We start from the raw sequence: 17405 nt of genomic DNA on the forward strand, positions 1-17405 counted from the left end.
ACGGACTGCGGACTCCCGTCCACCGTAAGCGCCCTTCCCCGGGAGCGCCCTCGGACCGCACCGTCCGGGGGTCGGGATGAACCTTCCGGCCGGTGGGAACCGGTGCGGTACGGGCGCTCGCGGGGCGGCCGGGATCAGTCGGAGAGGCCGGCCAGGTCGCGCAGACGGCGTGCCTGGGCGGCGCGCTCGGCGGCGCGCTGGTCGTCGTAGGTGCGGGAGCCGGCGGCGCGGAGCAGCGCCTTGGTCTCGATGACGGCGTCGCGCGGCGGGGCCAGCAGGGCCGTGGCGAGGTCCTGGACGGCGGCGTCGAGCTCGTCGGCCGGTACGACCAGGTTGGCGAGGCCCACCCGCTCGGCCTCCTCGGCGTGCACGAAGCGGCCCGTCGCGCAGATTTCGAGCGCGCGGGCGTAGCCGACCAGTGCGGTCAGCGGCTGGGTGCCGGCCAGGTCGGGCACGAGGCCCAGGCTGGTCTCGCGCATGGCGAACTGCACGTCGTCCGCGACCACCCGCAGGTCGCACGCGAGCGCGAGCTGGAAGCCGGCGCCGATCGCGTGCCCCTGCACGGCGGCGACGGAGACGATGTCATTGCGCCGCCACCAGGTGAAAGCCTCCTGGTACGCGGCGATGGTGGAGTCGAGGTCCGCGTCGGATCCACGGGCCAGATCGAGGAAGGACGGCTCGCCCTCGAAGCCTTCGGGGGTGAACGCCTGCCGGTCGAGCCCCGCAGAGAAGGACTTGCCCTCGCCGCGCAGCACGACGACCCGGACGGTGCCCGGCAACGACCGTCCGGCCTCCGCCAACGCCCGCCAGAGCGCGGGGGATTGAGCGTTTCGCTTGGCCGGATTGGTCAGGGTCACCGTGGCGAGCGAGTCGTCGATGGTGAGCCGTACGCCGTCCTTGTCGAGCAGAGCCATCTGGTGCCTCCGGTGTGCAGTCGCGGCCGTGTTCCGGCCTAAGTGACTGCACAGTAACCACCCGGTCGACCATGGAGCCGACCGGGGGCCACCGAAGGAACCGCGCGTGGAACCGAACCGTGGAACCGAACGGGGTGTCGTGCGCGCCTGCGGCGCCGGCCTCGGCCTGTCGGCCAGGGTCAGGCCGCAGCCGCCTTCTTGCCGCGTGTCGCGCCACCGCGGCCACGCAGCGTGACTCCGGATTCGCTGAGCATCCGGTGGACGAATCCGTAGGACCGGCCGGTCTCTTCGGCCAGTGCCCGGATACTCGCACCGGAGTCGTACTTCTTCTTCAGGTCTGCCGCGAGCTTGTCGCGCGCGGCGCCGGTTACCCGGCTGCCCTTCTTCAGAGTCTCGGCCACCCGTGCCTCCTCATGGGAAGTGCGCTCTGGACTTCTCATGATCACCCCTCCCCGGCTTCCTGGCCACCCATTCAGCAAGGTCGGTACGGCGGCATTTCCCGATCACTGGACGCGCGAGCAGAACGGAATCTTCACTTCCGCCACATGACCTCCGTCACACTTCCCCGCCGCCAAGAGGAATAGCCAGGTCAGGGGCCCGACGCAGAGATGAAGCGGCCCCTGGCGCACATCCGGAAGGAAGGCGGCAGGGGCCGTCGTACAGAGCGCGACGGTACGAGAGCGTCTCACTCAGATGATGGATCACGTCTGAGCCGAATGATCCATAAGGAACTGGATCAGCGGTCCCGGGGGCTGTCAGGCGAGGGCGACGAGGTCCCGGTAGTCGGGGCCCCACAGGTCCTCGACCCCGTCCGGGAGCAGGATGATCCGCTCGGGCTCCAGGGCCTCCACGGCGCCCTCGTCGTGGGTGACGAGGATGACGGCGCCCTTGTAGGTGCGCAGCGCCCCGAGGATCTCCTCGCGGCTGGCCGGGTCGAGGTTGTTGGTGGGCTCGTCGAGGAGCAGCACGTTGGCGGAGGAGACGACCAGCGTGGCAAGGGCCAGCCGGGTCTTCTCACCGCCTGAGAGCACCCCCGCGGGCTTGTCGACGTCGTCGCCGGAGAAGAGGAAGGAGCCGAGCGTCTTGCGGACGGCCACCAGGTCCAGGTCCGGCGCGGAGGAGCGCATGTTCTCCAGGACGGTGCGCTCGGGGTCGAGGGTCTCGTGCTCCTGGGCGTAGTACCCGAGCTTGAGGCCGTGCCCGGGCACGACGGTGCCGGTGTCGGGCTTCTCGGTGCCCGAGAGCAGCCGCAGCAGGGTGGTCTTGCCGGCGCCGTTGAGGCCGAGGATGACCACGCGGGAGCCCTTGTCGATGGCCAGGTCGACGTCGGTGAAGATCTCCAGCGAGCCGTACGACTTCGACAGGCCCTCGGCGGTCAGCGGCGTCTTGCCGCAGGGGGCCGGGTCGGGGAAGCGCAGCTTGGCGACCTTGTCGGAGACGCGGACGGCGTCCAGGCCCGCGAGCAGCCGGTCGGCGCGCTTGGCCATGTTCTGGGCGGCGACCGTCTTCGTGGCCTTGGCGCGCATCTTGTCGGCCTGCGAGTTCAGGGCCGCGGCCTTCTTCTCGGCGTTCTGGCGCTCGCGCTTGCGGCGCTTCTCGTCGGCCTCGCGCTGCTGCTGGTAGAGCTTCCAGCCCATGTTGTAGACGTCGATCTGGGCGCGGTTGGCGTCCAGGTAGAACACCTTGTTGACCACCGTCTCGACCAGGTCGACGTCGTGGGAGATCACGATGAAGCCGCCGCGGTAGTTCTTCAGGTAGTCGCGCAGCCAGACGATCGAGTCGGCGTCGAGGTGGTTGGTGGGCTCGTCGAGGAGCAGGGTGTCGGCGTCCGAGAAGAGGATCCGGGCCAGCTCGACGCGGCGGCGCTGACCGCCGGAGAGGGTGTGCAGGGGCTGGCCGAGCACCCGGTCGGGCAGGCCGAGGGCGGCCGAGATGGTGGCGGCCTCCGCCTCGGCGGCGTACCCGCCCTTGGTCAGGAACTCCGTCTCCTGGCGCTCGTACTGCTTCATGGCCTTGTCGCGGGTGCCGCCGCTGCCGGTGGCGATGCGCTCCTCGTTCATGCGCATCTTCTTGATCAGTACGTCGAGTCCGCGGGCGGAGAGGATCCGGTCGCGGGCGAGCACGTCGAGGTCGCCGGTGCGGGGGTCCTGCGGCAGGTAGCCGACCTCGCCGGAGCGGGCGATGGAGCCGGCGGCGGGCTGGCCCTCGCCCGCGAGGCACTTGGTGAGGGTGGTCTTGCCCGCTCCGTTGCGGCCGACGAGGCCGATGCGGTCGCCCTTGGCGACGCGGAAGGAGGCGGACTCGATGAGGATGCGGGCGCCGGCGCGCAGCTCGACGCCGGTGGCGGTGATCACGGAAATACTCCAGGGCGGTGGGGACGGCGGAAGGGGGGCAGGACGCGCGTTTCTTCGACGCCGCTAATCCGCGAGGAGATTTGCCATGGGTTCATTCTACCGGGGGTGCGCAACCACTTTTCGGGGCCTGCCGCCGTCTCCCCTCGCCCGTTCGGCCCCGGGGCCCTGTCGGGGCGCCTCGGCGCGTACGAGGATGAAGGGGGTGATACTCGCCGCAGGGGCGGCCACGGGACACGAGGCGGTGCGGTATGCAGTTCGACGACGACGCCAATCTGGACACCTCCGAGGTCAAGGACGTGCGCGGGAGCCGGATCCCGGGCGGCAGGGCCACCGTCGGCGGCGGCGTCATCGGCCTGATCGCCCTGGTGCTGGGCCTGCTCTTCGGGGTGGGCCCGGACCAGCTGGGGCTCTCGGACGGCAGCCCGGAGCCGGCGGCGACCTCGTCCTCGGCCGCCCAGGTGCAGCAGACCTGCCGGACCGGGCAGGACGCGAACGCGCGGGAGGACTGCCGGCTGGTCGCCGTGGTGAACAGCACCCAGGACTTCTGGAAGCAGGAGCTCCAGCGGCGCGGCACGCAGTACAGCCCGGCCTCCACCGTCTTCTTCACCGGCCGGGTGAGCACCGCGTGCGGCGCGGCCACCTCGGCGGTCGGCCCCTTCTACTGCCCCGCCGACCGGCAGGTCTACCTGGACCTCGGCTTCTTCAACGAGCTGCGGACGAAGTTCGGCGCCAGTGGCGGCCCCTTCGCCCAGGCGTACGTCGTCGCCCACGAGTACGGGCACCACATCCAGAACCTGACCGGGACGCTCCAGCGGGCCCAGGACGGGCAGCAGGGCGCGAACAGCAACGCGGTCAAGGTCGAACTCCAGGCCGACTGCTACGCGGGGGTCTGGGCGCGCAACGCCACGCGGACCCCGGACAAGTCGACGGGCCGGCCGCTGATCACCAGCCTGACCGACCAGGACATCCGCGACGGCCTGGACGCGGCGGCCGCGGTGGGCGACGACCGGATCCAGGAGAAGTTCCAGGGCCGGGTGACCCCGGAGTCCTGGACCCACGGCTCGTCCGAGCAGCGCCAGCAGTGGTTCTACCAGGGCTACCGCACGGGCGACATGGCCCGGTGCGACACCTTCCGCTGACGGTCGGCCCTCCCTGCCATGCTGTGTCGTGAGTCACACGCGCAGCTCACGAGAGGGAGTGATCGTCATGGCAGGCGTTCCGACCGTCTTTCCGACCCTGCTCTACCGCGACGCCAAGGCGGCGATCCGGCTGCTGACCGAGGCGTTCGGCTTCACCCAGCTCGCGGTGTACGAGGGTGACGACGGGACGGTGATGCACGCGGAGCTGTCGTACGGGAACGGGGCCGTGATGCTCGGCAGCAAGGGCCGGGGCGGGGCCTTCGACAAGGCGATGGAGGGCGCCGGGCCCGTGGGGGTCTACATCGTGGTGGACGACGTGGACGCCCACCACCGGCGGGCCGTGGAGCACGGGGTGGAGATCCTGATGGAGCCCACCGACCAGGAGTACGGCTCGCGGGACTACATGGCCCGGGACGGCGAGGGCAACATCTGGAGCTTCGGGACGTACGCGCCGCAGGTCTGAGCGAAGCGGCGGTGCGCCCCGGCCGGAGGCGCGGCGGCGCGGGACCTCCCCCGCCCGGAGCCTCCCCCGCCCGGGGTCCGCCGCCCGCCGGGGCGGCCCCGGGAAAAGGCGGCCGGGGCTCAGGCGCCGCCGGTGTGGACCTGGAAGGCGGCCCGGCGGACGGCCTTGGCCAGGGCCGGGTCGGGGTGGGCGGCGGCCAGCGCGACCAGCACCTGGACCGTGCGGGGGTGGCCGATGGCGCGGACCTCGTCCAGCAGGCGGGGCACGGTGGTGCGTACGGCCGAGTCCAGGTGGCGGGCGAGCAGGTCGGCCTCACCGTGGTCGGCGATGGCCGCGGCCGTGTCCACCCAGAGCCAGGTCGACTCCTCCGGGGTCAGGACGTGCTGGGCCTCGTCGGGGTCGACCCCGTCGTGCTCGGCGAGCCAGAGCAGGGCGTAGGGCCGCAGCGCCGCTTCCCGTACGGCCGCGCGGACCTCGGGCTCGGCGGGGGCGCCGACCACGCGCAGGGCCTCGAAGGCCAGGCCGCGCAGGAGGGCGTCCTCACCGCGGGCCGCGTGCAGCAGCTCGCTGACGGCGTGGCCGACGGGCCGGGCGGCGAGCCAGGCCTGGTACTCGGCACGGGCCGGTCCGGGGGTGAGCCGGGCGCAGCCGTGCAGCATGGCGGCGGCGGACTGCTCGATGTTCCCGGCGGGGCTCTGCGCGGCGACGCAGATCTGCTCCAGCTTGACCCAGACGGCCCAGCTGCCGAGCGGGGTCAGGGTGGCGCGGGCGGGGCCCAGGGTGACGGCGTCCACGGCGGCGAGTCCGCCGAGCGCCCAGCGCAGCAGCCGGGCGAGCGGGACGGGCCGGCTCTCGGCGAGGGCGGCGGCGGAGCCGGGGGCGGGCTGGGGGCCGTAGGGGACCTCGCAGCGCTCGCCCTGGAGTTCGCTGACCCGCTGTCCGAGGAGGTCCAGCAGGTCCGGGACGGTGACGGGACCGGCGGAGAGCTGGAGCAGCGACAGCAACTGGGGCATCGCCTCGACCACTTCGGCGACGGCCGAGGGGGCGATGTCGGCGGGGGCCGGGTGGACCAGCGACCAGGCGTCGAAGAGCGCGACCCAGCCGCGCAGCACGGCGGTGTCGTCGCGGTCCCAGGCCCGCAGCCGCCAGCCGGGCCGGGCGTGGCCGCCGTGCACCTCGACGAGGCCGGAGAGCCGGGCGCGGTCCCAGCCGACCCGGATCTGGCCGTGCGTCAGGGACAGCTCGGTGGCGGCCCGTTCGACGTCGGAGGCGGGCAGCGCGGCCGCCGGGGCGGGCCGCGCGCCGTCGCCGGCTCCGAGGTTCAGCTCGGCCCAGCGGGCCAGCCGTACCGCGTCCGCGAGGGAGGCGCGGGCCCGGTTCGCCAGGTCCGCCGGGGCGGGGGTGCCCGCCGGGGGACGCGGTGCCGTCCGGGTTCGCCGGTCGGTGACCGCCTTGCGCGCCGTGGCGACGGAGCGCGGGGAGACGAGTCGGAGTCTGGAGTCGCGAGCCAACTGCTCATCAGGCTTTCGGGACGTCACGGAAGCAGTCTCGCCCGTCACTGGCCGAAAGCCCAAACGGAACCAGCCGTTTCCACAAGGCAGCGGGCGGACGAACCGGGGCGATCCACCCACCCCGCCCCGTCTGCCACAGTCCTTTCACATAAGGGATCACACGAGGGAGACGAGGAAGCGCCGGAGCGCCTCCTCGTAGCGCTCGGGGTCGGCGTTCCACATCGCCCCGTGCCCGGCCTGAGCGACGGTACGCAGGGTGACCAGGTCGGGCCGGGCGGCGGCGAGCCGGCGGGAGGGTTCCCAGGGGGCCAGCGTGTCGTCGGGGCCGTGGAAGATCAGGACGGGGACGCGCAGCGCGGCCGGGTCCGAGCCCGGCGGCCGGCGGTCGACCCGCAGCCCCGCGCGGCCCTCGGCGGCCCGGACGGCGAGCGGGACCAGCGGGGCGGGGGTGCGGCGGGCGGTGACGAGGGCGCGCAGGGTGGTGTGCCAGTCGAGGACGGGCGAGTCCAGCACGATCCCGGAGATCCGGCCGGCCAGGGCCGAGCGCTCGACGGCGTGCAGGGCCATGGCCGCCCCGGTGGACCAGCCGTGCAGGATCACCCGCCGGGCGCCGTAGCGCAGGGCGTAGCGGATGGCGGCGTCCAGGTCGCGCCACTCCGATTCGCCGAGGTGGCCGACGCCGTCCGGGGCGGCGGGGGCGCCGAGGTCGCCCCGGTAGGCGAGGTCGAGTACGGGGAGCCGCTGGCGGTGCAGGAAGGGCATGACCACCATCGGGTGCTCCCGGCCGGCCCCCAGTCCGTGCACGGTGATCACCCAGGTGTCCCGGGCGGCGGGCACGAACCAGGCGGGCAGCGGACCCAGCTCGCCCGGGATGTCCACGTCGGCGTGGTCGAGGCCGAGGGCGGTGCGCGGGTTCCCGAGGTGGACCTCGGGGGTGAGGGTGACCCGGGTGCCGGGGCCGAGGCTGCCGTGGGTGACGGCGACCAGGCGGCGTACGACGGTGTCGGGACCGGCCCCGGCCCCGTCGAGGACCGGGCCGACCACGGCGTGTACGCCGGGTGCGGTCAGTCCGTACGTGCCGGGGCGCCGGGAGGCCAGGGAGCGGGTGAGGACGACGCGGCCGGCCGCGGTGGAGTGGACGCTGAGGCGGGGGCTGCCGGGCAGGGGGCGGCCGGGCTCGCTGCGCAGGGCGGCGTCGGCGGTGTACCGGCCGGCGACGACGGCTGCCGCGGCGGCACCGATCAGGCTCGTGGTGACGGCCGCTGCCGTCGCTGTGGCGGTACGCACCGCTCCAGTGTCGAGGCGCGGGGGCGGGCAGTCCACCGGAGCGACCGGACGGGGCGCGCGCGGCCGCGGGAGAAGCGGAGTGATCTACCTCTCTTTCCCCCGTGCGCGGGAGCGGCGGTACCGGCCGCGCGGCCGGGGGTGTCAGGCCCGTCCACCCGGGCCTGACATGGGTGAATCGATATATCTACGACAGAATCGGGACCAAGGGTCCGATCACGCCACTGGCCGGGACACCGCCCGTCCGGAGTCAGTTCATCTTCCGTTCATCCAGGTTGCCTACGGTCGCCGAGCCACTGACGTCAAACAGAAGCCTGGGTAAATGGAGCACATAACGCTTCTCCTCGGGATCGTGATCATCACCGCTCTCGTGTTCGACTTCACGAACGGTTTTCACGACACGGCCAACGCGATGGCCACCACCATCTCGACCGGCGCCCTCAAGCCCAAGACGGCGGTGGCCATGTCCGCCGTGCTCAACCTGGTCGGCGCGTTCATGTCCGTGGAAGTCGCCAAGACGATCTCCAAGGGCCTCGTCAACGAAGAGGGCATCCAGCCCGAAGTGATCTTCGCCGCCCTCGTCGGCGCGATCCTCTGGAACCTGGTGACCTGGCTGGTCGGACTCCCCTCCAGCTCCTCGCACGCCCTGATGGGCGGCCTGGTCGGCGCGGCCGTCGCCTCGGCCGGCCTCGGCGCCGTCAACGGCGGCACGCTCGTCACCAAGGTGCTGCTCCCGGCCGTCGCCGCGCCGATCGTGGCCGGGGTGGCCGCGATGCTGGCCGCCAAGCTGACGTACAAGCTCGGCGGGACCATCGGCGCGAAGACCTCCGCCAAGGGCTACAAAGCCGGTCAGATCGCCTCGGCCGGACTCGTCTCCCTCGCGCACGGCACCAACGACGCGCAGAAGACGATGGGCATCATCACCCTGGCCCTGGTCGCCGGCGGCGCGCTCGCGCCCGGCTCCAACCCGCCGGTCTGGGTCATCGTCTCCGCCGGCATGGCGATCGCGCTGGGCACCTCCCTGGGCGGCTGGCGCATCATCCGCACCATGGGCAGCGGCCTGACCGACCTTCAGCCACAGCAGGGCTTCGCCGCCCAGACCTCGGCCGCCAGCGTCATCCTGGCCTCTTCCAGCCTCGGCTTCTCCCTCTCCACCACCCACGCCTGCTCGGGCGCGGTCATGGGCGCGGGCCTCGGCCGCAAGGGGGGCGTGGTCCGCTGGTCCACCGCCACCCGCATGTTCGTCGCGTGGGGCCTGACCCTGCCGGCCGCGGCCCTGGTCTCCTCGGGTGCCGAACTGGTCATGCGGACCGGTGACGTCGGCGTCGCCGCCGTCGCGCTCTTCCTGGTCGCCTCCTGCGTCGCCATCTGGCTCATCTCCCGCCGCCAGGTCGTCGACCACACCAACGTCACCGCCGCCGACGCCGCCCCCGCCGGGGCCGGCACCGTCGCCGAGCAGCCCGGCGTGGTCACCACCGCGATCGCCGCCGTGGCCGTCCCGCCGACCGCGGGCATCGCCGCGGCGACCACCGCCGCGGTCACCGACGACGCCCTCAAGGCCACCATCCCGGCCGCGACGGCGGCGCCGGCGGCGCCCGCGGCCCCGGCCGCCGCGGTCTGATCCCGAGAACGACAGAGGAAACGGCAGTATGAAGATCGACTGGGCAGCACTCGGCTCCGTCTTCGGGGTCAGCCTCTCCGCCACCGTCGCCCTCGTGGCCCTGTTCACCCTGGGCCTGGTGGGCCTCTCCCGGCACGAGACCGCCACCGAGCAGGGCGGGGCCGCCACCCTGGCCCGCAGCGGCGCCTACGCCTGCTTCGCGCTCTGCGCGGCGGCCGTCGGCTACGGGATCTACCTGATCGTCAGCTGACCCGGACCGCACGCCGCGCGTGCGGGACCGAGCAGAACCGTACGAGGGCTCCCTCCGGATTCTCCGGGGGGAGCTTTCGCGTACCGGCGCCTCCCCCGTCGTCCCCCGTCTCACCGCAGGTCAACAGCGAGTTGACGGGCGTTCGCGGGCCGTGGTGGACTGCCGGGGCCAGTACGGCGGCATGGAGAGGAAGTCCGGTGCGAATCCGGCGCGGTCCCGCCACTGTCACCGGGGAGCGTGCGCCGCGCGCCGCGCCCCGGGAGCCAGGAACTCTCGCCGCCGGACACGTCGAACCAGGGCGCGGACCCTGAGTGAGGACATATCTGCCACCATGCGTGCCGACCGCGTCTTCGCGTACGGCGCCACGGCGGGCCTGATCGGCGACCGGATCCTCGGGGATCCGCGCCGAGGGCACCCCGTGGCCGCCTTCGGACGAGCCGCCGCCGCTGTCGAGAGCGCCCTGTGGCGCGACGACCGCGCCCGGGGCGTCCTGCACACCCTGATATGCGCCGGGGGCGCGGCCGCCGTCGGCGCGCTCGGCGCCCGCGCCGTGCGCTCCCGGCCCGCCGCCGCCCGTATCGCCCTGACGGCAGCCGCCACCTGGGCCGTCGTCGGCGGTACCTCGCTGGGCCGGGAGGCCCGCGCGATCGGCGGGGCACTGGCCGTCGGGGACACCGAGGTGGCCCGCGAACGCCTCCCCCACCTGTGCGGGCGCGACCCGCAGGCCCTGGACGGCCCGCAGATGGCGCGGGCCGTCGTGGAGTCCGTCGCGGAGAACACCTCCGACGCGGTGGTCGGCGCCCTGGTGTGGGGCGCCCTCGCCGGGGTCCCCGGGCTGCTCGCGTTCCGCGCCGTGAACACCCTCGACGCGATGGTGGGGCACAAGTCCCCGCGCCACCTGCGCTACGGCTGGGCCTCCGCCCGGCTGGACGACCTGGCCGGCTGGCCGGGGGCGCGGCTGACGGCGCTCGCCGCCGTGGCGGCCGGTCCCGACCGGCGGGGAGCCGTACGGGCCTGGCGTACGGACGCCGCCGCCCACCCGAGCCCCAACGCCGGCCCGGTGGAGGCCTCCTTCGCCGGGGCCCTCGGGGTCCGCCTCGGCGGGACCCTGTCCTACGGCGGCCGGGTCGAGCACCGCGCGGTGCTCAACGGGGCGGCCGGGCGGCCGGTGGAGGTCGCCGACATCGACCGGGCGGTACGGCTCTCGCGGCGGGTGACCTGGATCGCCCTGGGCACCTGTATGGCGGGCCGGGCGCTGGTCTCCCGCATCACCTCGACTCGGACCGGCACACGGAAGGGACGCGCATGAGCGACGGCGCACGGCGCGGCGGCGGACTGCTGGTCGCCGGGACCACCTCGGACGCGGGCAAGAGCGTCGTCACGGCGGGCATCTGCCGCTGGCTGGCCCGGCAGGGCGTGAAGGTGGCGCCCTTCAAGGCCCAGAACATGTCCCTGAACTCCTTCGTGACCCGCGAGGGCGCCGAGATCGGCCGGGCCCAGGCCATGCAGGCGCAGGCCGCACGGGTGGAGCCGACGGCGCTGATGAACCCGGTCCTGCTCAAGCCCGGCAGTGACCGCAGCAGCCAGGTGGTGCTGCTGGGCAAGCCGGTGGGCGAGATGAGCGCCCGCGGCTACCACGGGGGGCGCCAGGAGCGGCTGCTCGGCATCGTCACGGACTGCCTGGAGCAGCTGCGGGGCACGTATGACGCCGTGATCTGCGAGGGGGCGGGCAGTCCGGCCGAGATCAACCTGCGCCGGACCGACATCGTGAACATGGGGATCGCGCGGGCAGCGCGGTTCCCCGTGGTCGTGGTCGGCGACATCGACCGGGGCGGGGTCTTCGCCTCCTTCTTCGGGACGACGGCGCTGCTGTCGCCCGAGGACCAGTCGCTCATCGCGGGCTACCTGGTCAACAAGTTCCGGGGCGACGTGTCGCTGCTGGAGCCCGGCATGGAGATGCTGCGCGGGCTGACCGGCCGGGCCACGTACGGGGTGCTGCCGTTCCGGCACGGCCTGGGCATCGACGAGGAGGACGGCCTGCGGGTCTCCCTGCGGGGCGCGGTACGCGAATCCGTGGTGGCGCCGCCGGTGGGCGAGGACGTGCTGCGGGTCGCGGTGTGCGCGGTGCCGCTGATGTCGAACTTCACCGACGTCGACGCGCTGGCGGCGGAGCCGGGCGTGGTCGTGCGGTTCGTGGACCGGGCGGAGGAACTGGCCGACGCGGACCTGGTCGTGGTCCCGGGTACGCGGGGCACGGTCAAGGCCCTGGAGTGGCTGCGCGAGCGGGGGCTCGCGCGGGCGCTGGCCCGGCGGGCGGCCGAGGGGCGGCCGGTGCTGGGCGTGTGCGGCGGCTTCCAGGTGCTCGGCGAGCACATCGAGGACGAGGTCGAGTCGAAGGCGGGTGCGGTGGCGGGGCTGGGGCTGCTGCCGGTGCGGGTGCGCTTCGCGCGGGAGAAGACGCTGGCGCGGCCGGTGGGGTCGGCCCTCGGGGAGCCGGTGGAGGGGTACGAGATCCACCACGGGGTGGCCGAGGTGCTGGGCGGGGAGCCCTTCCTGGACGGGTGCCGGGTCGGGGCCGTGTGGGGCACCCACTGGCACGGCTCGCTGGAGTCGGACGGCTTCCGGCGGGCGTTCCTGCGGGAGGTGGCGGCGGCCGCGGGGCGCCGGTTCGTGCCGGCGCCGGACACGTCGTTCTCCGCCCTGCGGGAGGAGCAGCTCGACCTGCTCGGCGACCTGATCGCGGAGCACGCCGACACCGATGCCCTGCTCCGCCTGATCGACGCGGGCGCCCCCGCCGGTCTGCCGTTCCTTCCTCCGGGCGCCCCATGACGGCGGGGGGCCCGTCCAGCGGGCCGAACCGCCGGTACGGCGGCACCGATGTCCATCGCAAGCCACTCGAAGGAGTGACCGTCTCATGAGCAGCGCCCACTTTCCGTTTTCGGCCGTCGTGGGGCAGGACGACCTGCGGTTGGCCCTGCTGCTCAACGCCGTGAGCCCCGCGGTCGGCGGTGTGCTCGTGCGCGGGGAGAAGGGGACCGCCAAGTCCACCACCGTGCGCGCGCTGTCCGCGCTGCTGCCCCCGGTCGAGGTCGTTCCCGGCTGCCGGTTCTCGTGTGCGCCGGCCGCGCCCGACCCGTCGTGCCCGGACGGCCCGCACGAGGCCGGCCCCGGCACCCACCGGCCGGCCCGCATGGTGGAGCTGCCCGTCGGCGCCTCCGAGGACCGGCTCGTGGGCGCCCTGGACATCGAACGGGCCCTCGCCGAGGGCGTGAAGGCCTTCGAGCCCGGCCTGCTCGCCGACGCGCACCGCGGGATCCTCTACGTCGACGAAGTGAACCTCCTCCACGACCACCTGGTGGACGTGCTCCTCGACGCCGCCGCCATGGGCGCCTCCTACGTCGAGCGCGAGGGGGTCTCCGTGCGCCACGCGGCCCGCTTCCTGCTCGTCGGCACGATGAACCCGGAGGAGGGCGAGCTGCGCCCGCAGCTCCTCGACCGGTTCGGGCTGACCGTCGAGGTGGCGGCCTCCCGCGAGCCCGCCCAGCGCGTCGAGGTGGTGCGCCGCCGGCTCTCCTACGAGGACGACCCCGAGGCCTTCGCGGTCCGCTGGGCCGGGGACGAGCGCGAGGTGCGCGCCCGGGTGGTGGCCGCCCGCGCCCTGCTGGCGGAGGTCACCCTCGGGGACACCGCGCTGCTCCAGATCGCTGCCGCCTGCGCCGGGTTCGAGGTCGACGGGATGCGCGCCGACATCGTGATGGCCCGTACCGCGACGGCCCTGGCCGCCTGGGCGGGGCGGACGGAGGTCCGCAAGGAGGACGTCCGCCAGGCCGCCCTGCTGGCGCTCCCCCACCGCCGGCGCCGCAGCCCCTTCGACGCGCCGGGCCTGGACGAGGACCTGCTGGACCGGATCCTGGACGGGTTCCCCGACGAGGAGCCGGAGCCGGAACCCGACCCCGAGCCCCAGGGCCCGGACGACGGCGGGGACGGCGGAGACGACGGGGACGGCGGCGGTGGTCCGGACGGGGACGGCGGCGGGGTCCCGCCCCGGCACGACGGCCCCTCCGACCGGGAGGCGCCCGAAACTCCCGAGGCCCCCGACGCTCCCGAAGCCCCCGGGAGGGAGCCCGCCCCCCAGCGCGCCACGGCCCCCGAGCAGCCCGCCGTGGCGGCCTCCGAGCCGTTCCGCACCAAGGCGTTCAGCGTGCCCGGCCTCGGGGAGGGCGCGTCGGGACGGCGTTCGCGCGCCCGCACCGCGCACGGCCGCACCACCGGCTCCCAGCGCCCCCGCGGGCACCTGACGAAGCTGCACCTGGCCGCCACCGTCCAGGCGGCCGCCCCGCACCAGAGGGCGCGCGGCCGCGCCGGGCGCGGACTGGTCATCCGCAAGGACGACCTGCGCCAGGCCACCCGGGAGGGCCGCGAGGGCAACCTCGTGCTCTTCGTGGTCGACGCCTCCGGCTCCATGGCGGCCCGTCAGCGCATGAGCGCCGTCAAGGGCGCCGTCGTATCGCTGCTCCTCGACGCCTACCAGCGCCGCGACAAGGTCGGCCTGATCACCTTCCGGGGTGCCTCGGCCGAGCTGGCGCTGCCGCCCACCTCCTCGGTGGACGCGGCGGCGGCCCGGCTGGAGCGGCTGCCCACCGGGGGCCGCACACCGCTGGCCGCCGGGCTGCTGAAGGCGCACGAGGTGCTGCGTCTGGAGCGGCTGCGGGACCCCTCGCGGCGCCCGCTGCTGGTGGTCGTCACCGACGGGCGGGCCACCTCGGCCGGGGCCCTCGGCGGCGATCCGCGCGAGCTGTCGGGGCGCAGTGCCCGGCTGCTGGCCGCCGAGGGGATCGCCTCGGTGGTGGTGGACTGCGAGGCGGGGCCGGTCCGGCTGGGGCTGGCCGGGGTGCTCGCCGCCGACCTGGGCGCGCCCGCCGTGACCCTCGACGGGCTGCGGGCCGACTCGCTGGCCGGGCTCGTGAAGAACGTACGTACCGCAGTGTCATCGGAAGCCTCCAGGAGGGCCGCGTAATGCCGCAGGGACAGCCGTCCGTCGTACCGGACGACGGACTCACGACGCGTCAGCGCCGCAACCGTCCGCTCGTCTTCGTCCACACCGGCCCGGGCAAGGGCAAGTCGACGGCCGCCTTCGGGCTGGCGCTGCGCGCCTGGAACCAGGGGTGGCCGATCGGGGTGTTCCAGTTCGTGAAGTCGGCGAAGTGGAAGGTCGGCGAGGAGAACGCGCTCAAGGTGCTCGGCGCCTCCGGCGAGGGCGGCAGCGTCGTCTGGCACAAGATGGGCGAGGGCTGGTCCTGGGTGCAGCGCGACGCGCAGCTCGACAACGAGCAGGCCGCGAAGGAGGGGTGGGAGCAGGTCAAGCGCGACCTGGTCGCCGAGACGCACCGGCTGTACGTGCTCGACGAGTTCGCGTACCCGATGCACTGGGGCTGGATCGACGTGAACGAGGTGATCGAGGTGCTGCGCGCGCGCCCCGGCACGCAGCACGTGGTCATCACGGGCCGCAACGCGCCGCCGGAGCTGGTGGAGTTCGCCGACCTGGTCACGGAGATGACCAAGGTCAAGCACCCGATGGACGCGGGCCAGAAGGGCCAGAAGGGCATCGAGTGGTGACGTCCGTGAACGTGCCCCGGCTGGTGATCGCCGCGCCGTCCTCCGGCAGCGGCAAGACCACCGTGGCGACGGGCCTGATGGCCGCCTTCGCGGAGCGCGGCCTCGCCGTGTCCCCGCACAAGGCCGGCCCCGACTACATCGACCCCGGCTACCACGCGCTCGCCACCGGCCGGCCGGGGCGGAACCTGGACGCCTTCCTGTGCGGGCCGGAGCTGGTGGGGCCGCTGTTCGCGCACGGGTCCGCGGGCTGCGACCTCGCCGTGGTCGAGGGCGTCATGGGGCTGTACGACGGGGCCGCGGGGCGGGGTGAGCTGGCGTCGACGGCGCAGGTCGCGAAGCTGCTGCGGGCGCCGGTGGTGCTGGTCGTGGACGCCTCCTCGCAGTCCCGGTCGGTGGCCGCGCTGGTGCACGGCTTCGCCTCCTTCGACCCCCAGGTGCGCCTGGGCGGGGTCATCCTCAACAAGGTGGGCTCCGACCGGCACGAGGCGATGCTGCGGGAGGCGCTGGAGGAGGCCGGGATGCCGGTGCTCGGCGTACTGCGGCGGGCTCCGCAGGTGGCGACGCCGTCGCGGCACCTGGGGCTGGTGCCGGTGGCGGAGCGGCGGAGCGACGCGCTCGCGGCCGTCGCCGCCCTGGCGGACCAGGTCCGGGCCGGCTGTGACCTGGAGGCCCTGCTGGCCCTGGCCCGTACGGCCCCGGCGCTGGCGTGCGAGGCCTGGGAGCCGGCGGGGGCGGCCGGTGGCGCCGGGCCGGGCGGGCGGCGGCCCGTCATCGCCGTCGCGGGCGGGCCGGCCTTCACCTTCTCGTACGCCGAGCACGCGGAGCTGCTGACGGCCGCCGGGGCGGAGGTCGTCACCTTCGACCCGCTGCGCGACGAGGCGCTGCCCGCCGGTACGTCCGGGCTGGTCATCGGGGGCGGTTTCCCCGAGGTGTACGCGCCCGAGCTGTCCGCGAACGAGCCGCTGCGGACGGCGGTGGCCGCCTTCGCCGCCTCCGGCGCCCCGGTGGCGGCGGAGTGCGCCGGGCTGCTGTACCTGGCGCGGTCGCTGGACGGGAAGCCGATGTGCGGGGTGCTCGACGCCGACGCGCGGATGTCGGAGCGGCTGACGCTGGGCTACCGGGAGGCGGTGGCGGTGTCGGACAGCTCGCTGGCCGCGGCCGGTACCCGGCTGCGCGGCCACGAGTTCCACCGGACGGTGATCGAGCCGGGCGCCGGCTCCGTACCGGCCTGGGGGTTCGTCCGTCCGGAGCGGCGCGTGGAGGGCTTCGTACGGGACGGGGTGCACGCCAGCTACCTGCACACGCACTGGGCGGCGCAGCCCTCGGTGGCGGCCCGGTTCGCGCGGGCGGCCGGGGCGGCCCCGGCGGTGCGGGAAGCGGGTGCGGCGGAGGCCTCGGACCGGGCGGCGCGGGCCGCCGGGTGAGGTCAGTCCGCGAGCCCGACCACCAGCCAGATCCCGGCCACCCCGCCCACCGTGCACAGCAGCGTGGACAGGGCGGGGTGTTCGTGGTGCGCCTCGGGCAGGATCTCGGCGGCGGCCAGGTACAGCAGGACACCGCCGAAGAATCCGAGGTAGGCCCCGAGCGGTTCCTCCGGAAGGGTGAACAGCAGGGTGGACGCGGCCCCCACGACCGGCGCCACCGCGTCCGCGAAGAGCATCTTCAGGGCCTTGCGGCGCTCGTTCCCGTACAGGGTGGTGAGGGTGTAGGTGTTGAACCCGTCGGCGAAGTCGTGGGTGACCACGGCCAGCGCCACGGCGAGGCCCATGCCCCCGCCGACCTGGAAGGCGGCGCCCAGCGCCACCCCGTCGGCGAGGCTGTGGCCGACCATCGCGGCGGCCGCGGTGAGCCCCACCTCGGGGACGCGGTGGCCGTGCCCGGGGCCGTCCTCGGCCCCGTGGGCGGCCTGGCGCACGGCGAGCAGGCGTTCCACGACGTGGGCGACGAGGAAGCCGGTCACGAAGAGCAGCAGGGCCAGCGGGACGCCGAACAGCTCGTCCCCGGCGGCGCGCATCGCCTCGGGGAGCAGGTCCAGGCCCACCACGCCGAGCATCAGCCCGCCGGCCAGGCCCAGCACGAGGTGGCGGCGGTCGGTGACGCGCTGCGCCGTCCATCCGCCCGCCAGCGTCATCAGGAACGCGCCCAGCGCCACGATCACCGCCATGTGCCCCTGGATACCGACTGGCGGCCGCGCGCGCACTTCCGCGCCCGGGTGGCGGGCGACGCCGTGTTGACGACGACGGCAGACTGGCG

At 74.4% G+C, this 17405-nt stretch carries 15 protein-coding genes and 1 riboswitch; of the genes, 9 read left to right on the forward strand and 6 right to left on the reverse strand.

All coding sequences use genetic code 11. The features are described 5' to 3' along the window. Positions 1-134: 134 nt before the first annotated feature. The 3 genes from ACZ6ZT_RS26410 to ACZ6ZT_RS26420 form a co-directional block, all read right to left on the reverse strand. Positions 135-914, reverse strand: coding sequence for an enoyl-CoA hydratase/isomerase family protein (locus ACZ6ZT_RS26410; RefSeq protein ID WP_469722412.1), 780 nt, complete (start codon positions 912-914; stop codon positions 135-137). Between the two features lie 179 nt (positions 915-1093). After that, entirely contained in the window at positions 1094-1315 is a 222-nt protein-coding gene (locus ACZ6ZT_RS26415; protein WP_007263382.1) for a helix-turn-helix domain-containing protein, read from the reverse strand. Between the two features lie 354 nt (positions 1316-1669). Next, positions 1670-3268, reverse strand: a complete 1599-nt coding sequence (locus tag ACZ6ZT_RS26420) for an ABC-F family ATP-binding cassette domain-containing protein (RefSeq protein ID WP_469722413.1) — start codon at positions 3266-3268, stop codon at positions 1670-1672. Between the two features lie 248 nt (positions 3269-3516). Between ACZ6ZT_RS26420 and ypfJ the strand changes: the two genes are divergently transcribed. After that, the gene (gene ypfJ / locus ACZ6ZT_RS26425; RefSeq protein ID WP_469722414.1) at positions 3517-4407 is read left to right on the forward strand and encodes a KPN_02809 family neutral zinc metallopeptidase; all 891 of its coding nucleotides are present in this window, start codon (positions 3517-3519) and stop codon (positions 4405-4407) included. A 67-nt stretch (positions 4408-4474) separates the two neighbouring features. Next, the gene (locus ACZ6ZT_RS26430) at positions 4475-4870 is read left to right on the forward strand and encodes a VOC family protein (RefSeq protein ID WP_469722415.1); all 396 of its coding nucleotides are present in this window, start codon (positions 4475-4477) and stop codon (positions 4868-4870) included. A gap of 119 nt (positions 4871-4989) precedes the next feature. Here ACZ6ZT_RS26430 and ACZ6ZT_RS26435 read toward each other — a convergent pair whose 3' ends face one another. Both ACZ6ZT_RS26435 and ACZ6ZT_RS26440 read right to left on the reverse strand, forming a co-directional pair. Further along, positions 4990-6408 (reverse strand): hypothetical protein, encoded by a 1419-nt coding sequence (locus ACZ6ZT_RS26435; protein ID WP_469722416.1) that lies wholly within the window; start codon positions 6406-6408, stop codon positions 4990-4992. A 129-nt stretch (positions 6409-6537) separates the two neighbouring features. After that, the gene (locus ACZ6ZT_RS26440) at positions 6538-7668 is read right to left on the reverse strand and encodes an alpha/beta hydrolase family protein (RefSeq protein WP_469722417.1); all 1131 of its coding nucleotides are present in this window, start codon (positions 7666-7668) and stop codon (positions 6538-6540) included. A 319-nt stretch (positions 7669-7987) separates the two neighbouring features. On the opposite strand from ACZ6ZT_RS26440, the gene ACZ6ZT_RS26445 reads away from it, so the two are divergent. From ACZ6ZT_RS26445 to ACZ6ZT_RS26475, 7 genes are all read left to right on the forward strand, one after another. After that, entirely contained in the window at positions 7988-9286 is a 1299-nt protein-coding gene (locus tag ACZ6ZT_RS26445) for an inorganic phosphate transporter (protein WP_469722418.1), read from the forward strand. Positions 9287-9314: 28 nt separating this feature from the next. Beyond that, positions 9315-9536 carry a hypothetical protein gene (locus tag ACZ6ZT_RS26450; RefSeq protein ID WP_469722419.1) on the forward strand — a complete coding sequence of 74 codons (222 nt, stop codon included), beginning with the start codon at positions 9315-9317 and terminating at the stop codon, positions 9534-9536. A gap of 187 nt (positions 9537-9723) precedes the next feature. Further along, a riboswitch (cobalamin riboswitch) is annotated at positions 9724-9808 on the forward strand. Between the two features lie 59 nt (positions 9809-9867). Continuing rightward, on the forward strand, positions 9868-10845 hold the full coding sequence (locus ACZ6ZT_RS26455; RefSeq protein WP_469722420.1) for a cobalamin biosynthesis protein: 978 nt from the start codon (positions 9868-9870) through the stop codon (positions 10843-10845). Further along, the gene (locus ACZ6ZT_RS26460; RefSeq protein ID WP_469722421.1) at positions 10842-12365 is read left to right on the forward strand and encodes a cobyric acid synthase; all 1524 of its coding nucleotides are present in this window, start codon (positions 10842-10844) and stop codon (positions 12363-12365) included. The genes ACZ6ZT_RS26455 and ACZ6ZT_RS26460 overlap by 4 nt, the downstream gene beginning before the upstream one ends. An 85-nt stretch (positions 12366-12450) precedes the next feature. Further along, positions 12451-14553: a putative cobaltochelatase gene (locus tag ACZ6ZT_RS26465; RefSeq protein WP_469722422.1), complete on the forward strand. Its 2103-nt coding sequence runs from the start codon at positions 12451-12453 to the stop codon at positions 14551-14553. Continuing rightward, a complete protein-coding gene (gene cobO / locus ACZ6ZT_RS26470; protein WP_469722423.1) occupies positions 14553-15152 on the forward strand; it encodes a cob(I)yrinic acid a,c-diamide adenosyltransferase in 600 nt (199 codons plus the stop codon). Before ACZ6ZT_RS26465 ends, cobO begins: the two co-directional genes overlap by 1 nt. Positions 15153-15157: 5 nt before the next feature. Continuing rightward, entirely contained in the window at positions 15158-16576 is a 1419-nt protein-coding gene (locus ACZ6ZT_RS26475) for a cobyrinate a,c-diamide synthase (protein ID WP_469722531.1), read from the forward strand. Positions 16577-16578: 2 nt separating this feature from the next. Here ACZ6ZT_RS26475 and ACZ6ZT_RS26480 read toward each other — a convergent pair whose 3' ends face one another. Next, positions 16579-17316, reverse strand: a complete 738-nt coding sequence (locus tag ACZ6ZT_RS26480; protein WP_469722424.1) for a ZIP family metal transporter — start codon at positions 17314-17316, stop codon at positions 16579-16581. Between the last annotated feature and the right edge of the window lie 89 nt (positions 17317-17405).

This window comes from Streptomyces sp. NPDC102258 (assembly GCF_055584685.1).

Bases quoted from the DNA above. Each gene is read 5' to 3' on its own strand.
- ACZ6ZT_RS26410 (WP_469722412.1), bottom strand. From the start codon at position 914: ATGGCTCTGCTCGACAAGGACGGCGTACGGCTCACCATCGACGACTCG.
- ypfJ (WP_469722414.1), top strand. From the start codon at position 3,517: ATGCAGTTCGACGACGACGCCAATCTGGACACCTCCGAGGTCAAGGAC.
- ACZ6ZT_RS26430 (WP_469722415.1), top strand. From the start codon at position 4,475: ATGGCAGGCGTTCCGACCGTCTTTCCGACCCTGCTCTACCGCGACGCC.
- ACZ6ZT_RS26445 (WP_469722418.1), top strand. From the start codon at position 7,988: ATGGAGCACATAACGCTTCTCCTCGGGATCGTGATCATCACCGCTCTC.
- ACZ6ZT_RS26450 (WP_469722419.1), top strand. From the start codon at position 9,315: ATGAAGATCGACTGGGCAGCACTCGGCTCCGTCTTCGGGGTCAGCCTC.
- ACZ6ZT_RS26455 (WP_469722420.1), top strand. From the start codon at position 9,868: ATGCGTGCCGACCGCGTCTTCGCGTACGGCGCCACGGCGGGCCTGATC.
- ACZ6ZT_RS26460 (WP_469722421.1), top strand. From the start codon at position 10,842: ATGAGCGACGGCGCACGGCGCGGCGGCGGACTGCTGGTCGCCGGGACC.
- ACZ6ZT_RS26465 (WP_469722422.1), top strand. From the start codon at position 12,451: ATGAGCAGCGCCCACTTTCCGTTTTCGGCCGTCGTGGGGCAGGACGAC.
- cobO (WP_469722423.1), top strand. From the start codon at position 14,553: ATGCCGCAGGGACAGCCGTCCGTCGTACCGGACGACGGACTCACGACG.
- ACZ6ZT_RS26480 (WP_469722424.1), bottom strand. From the start codon at position 17,316: ATGGCGGTGATCGTGGCGCTGGGCGCGTTCCTGATGACGCTGGCGGGC.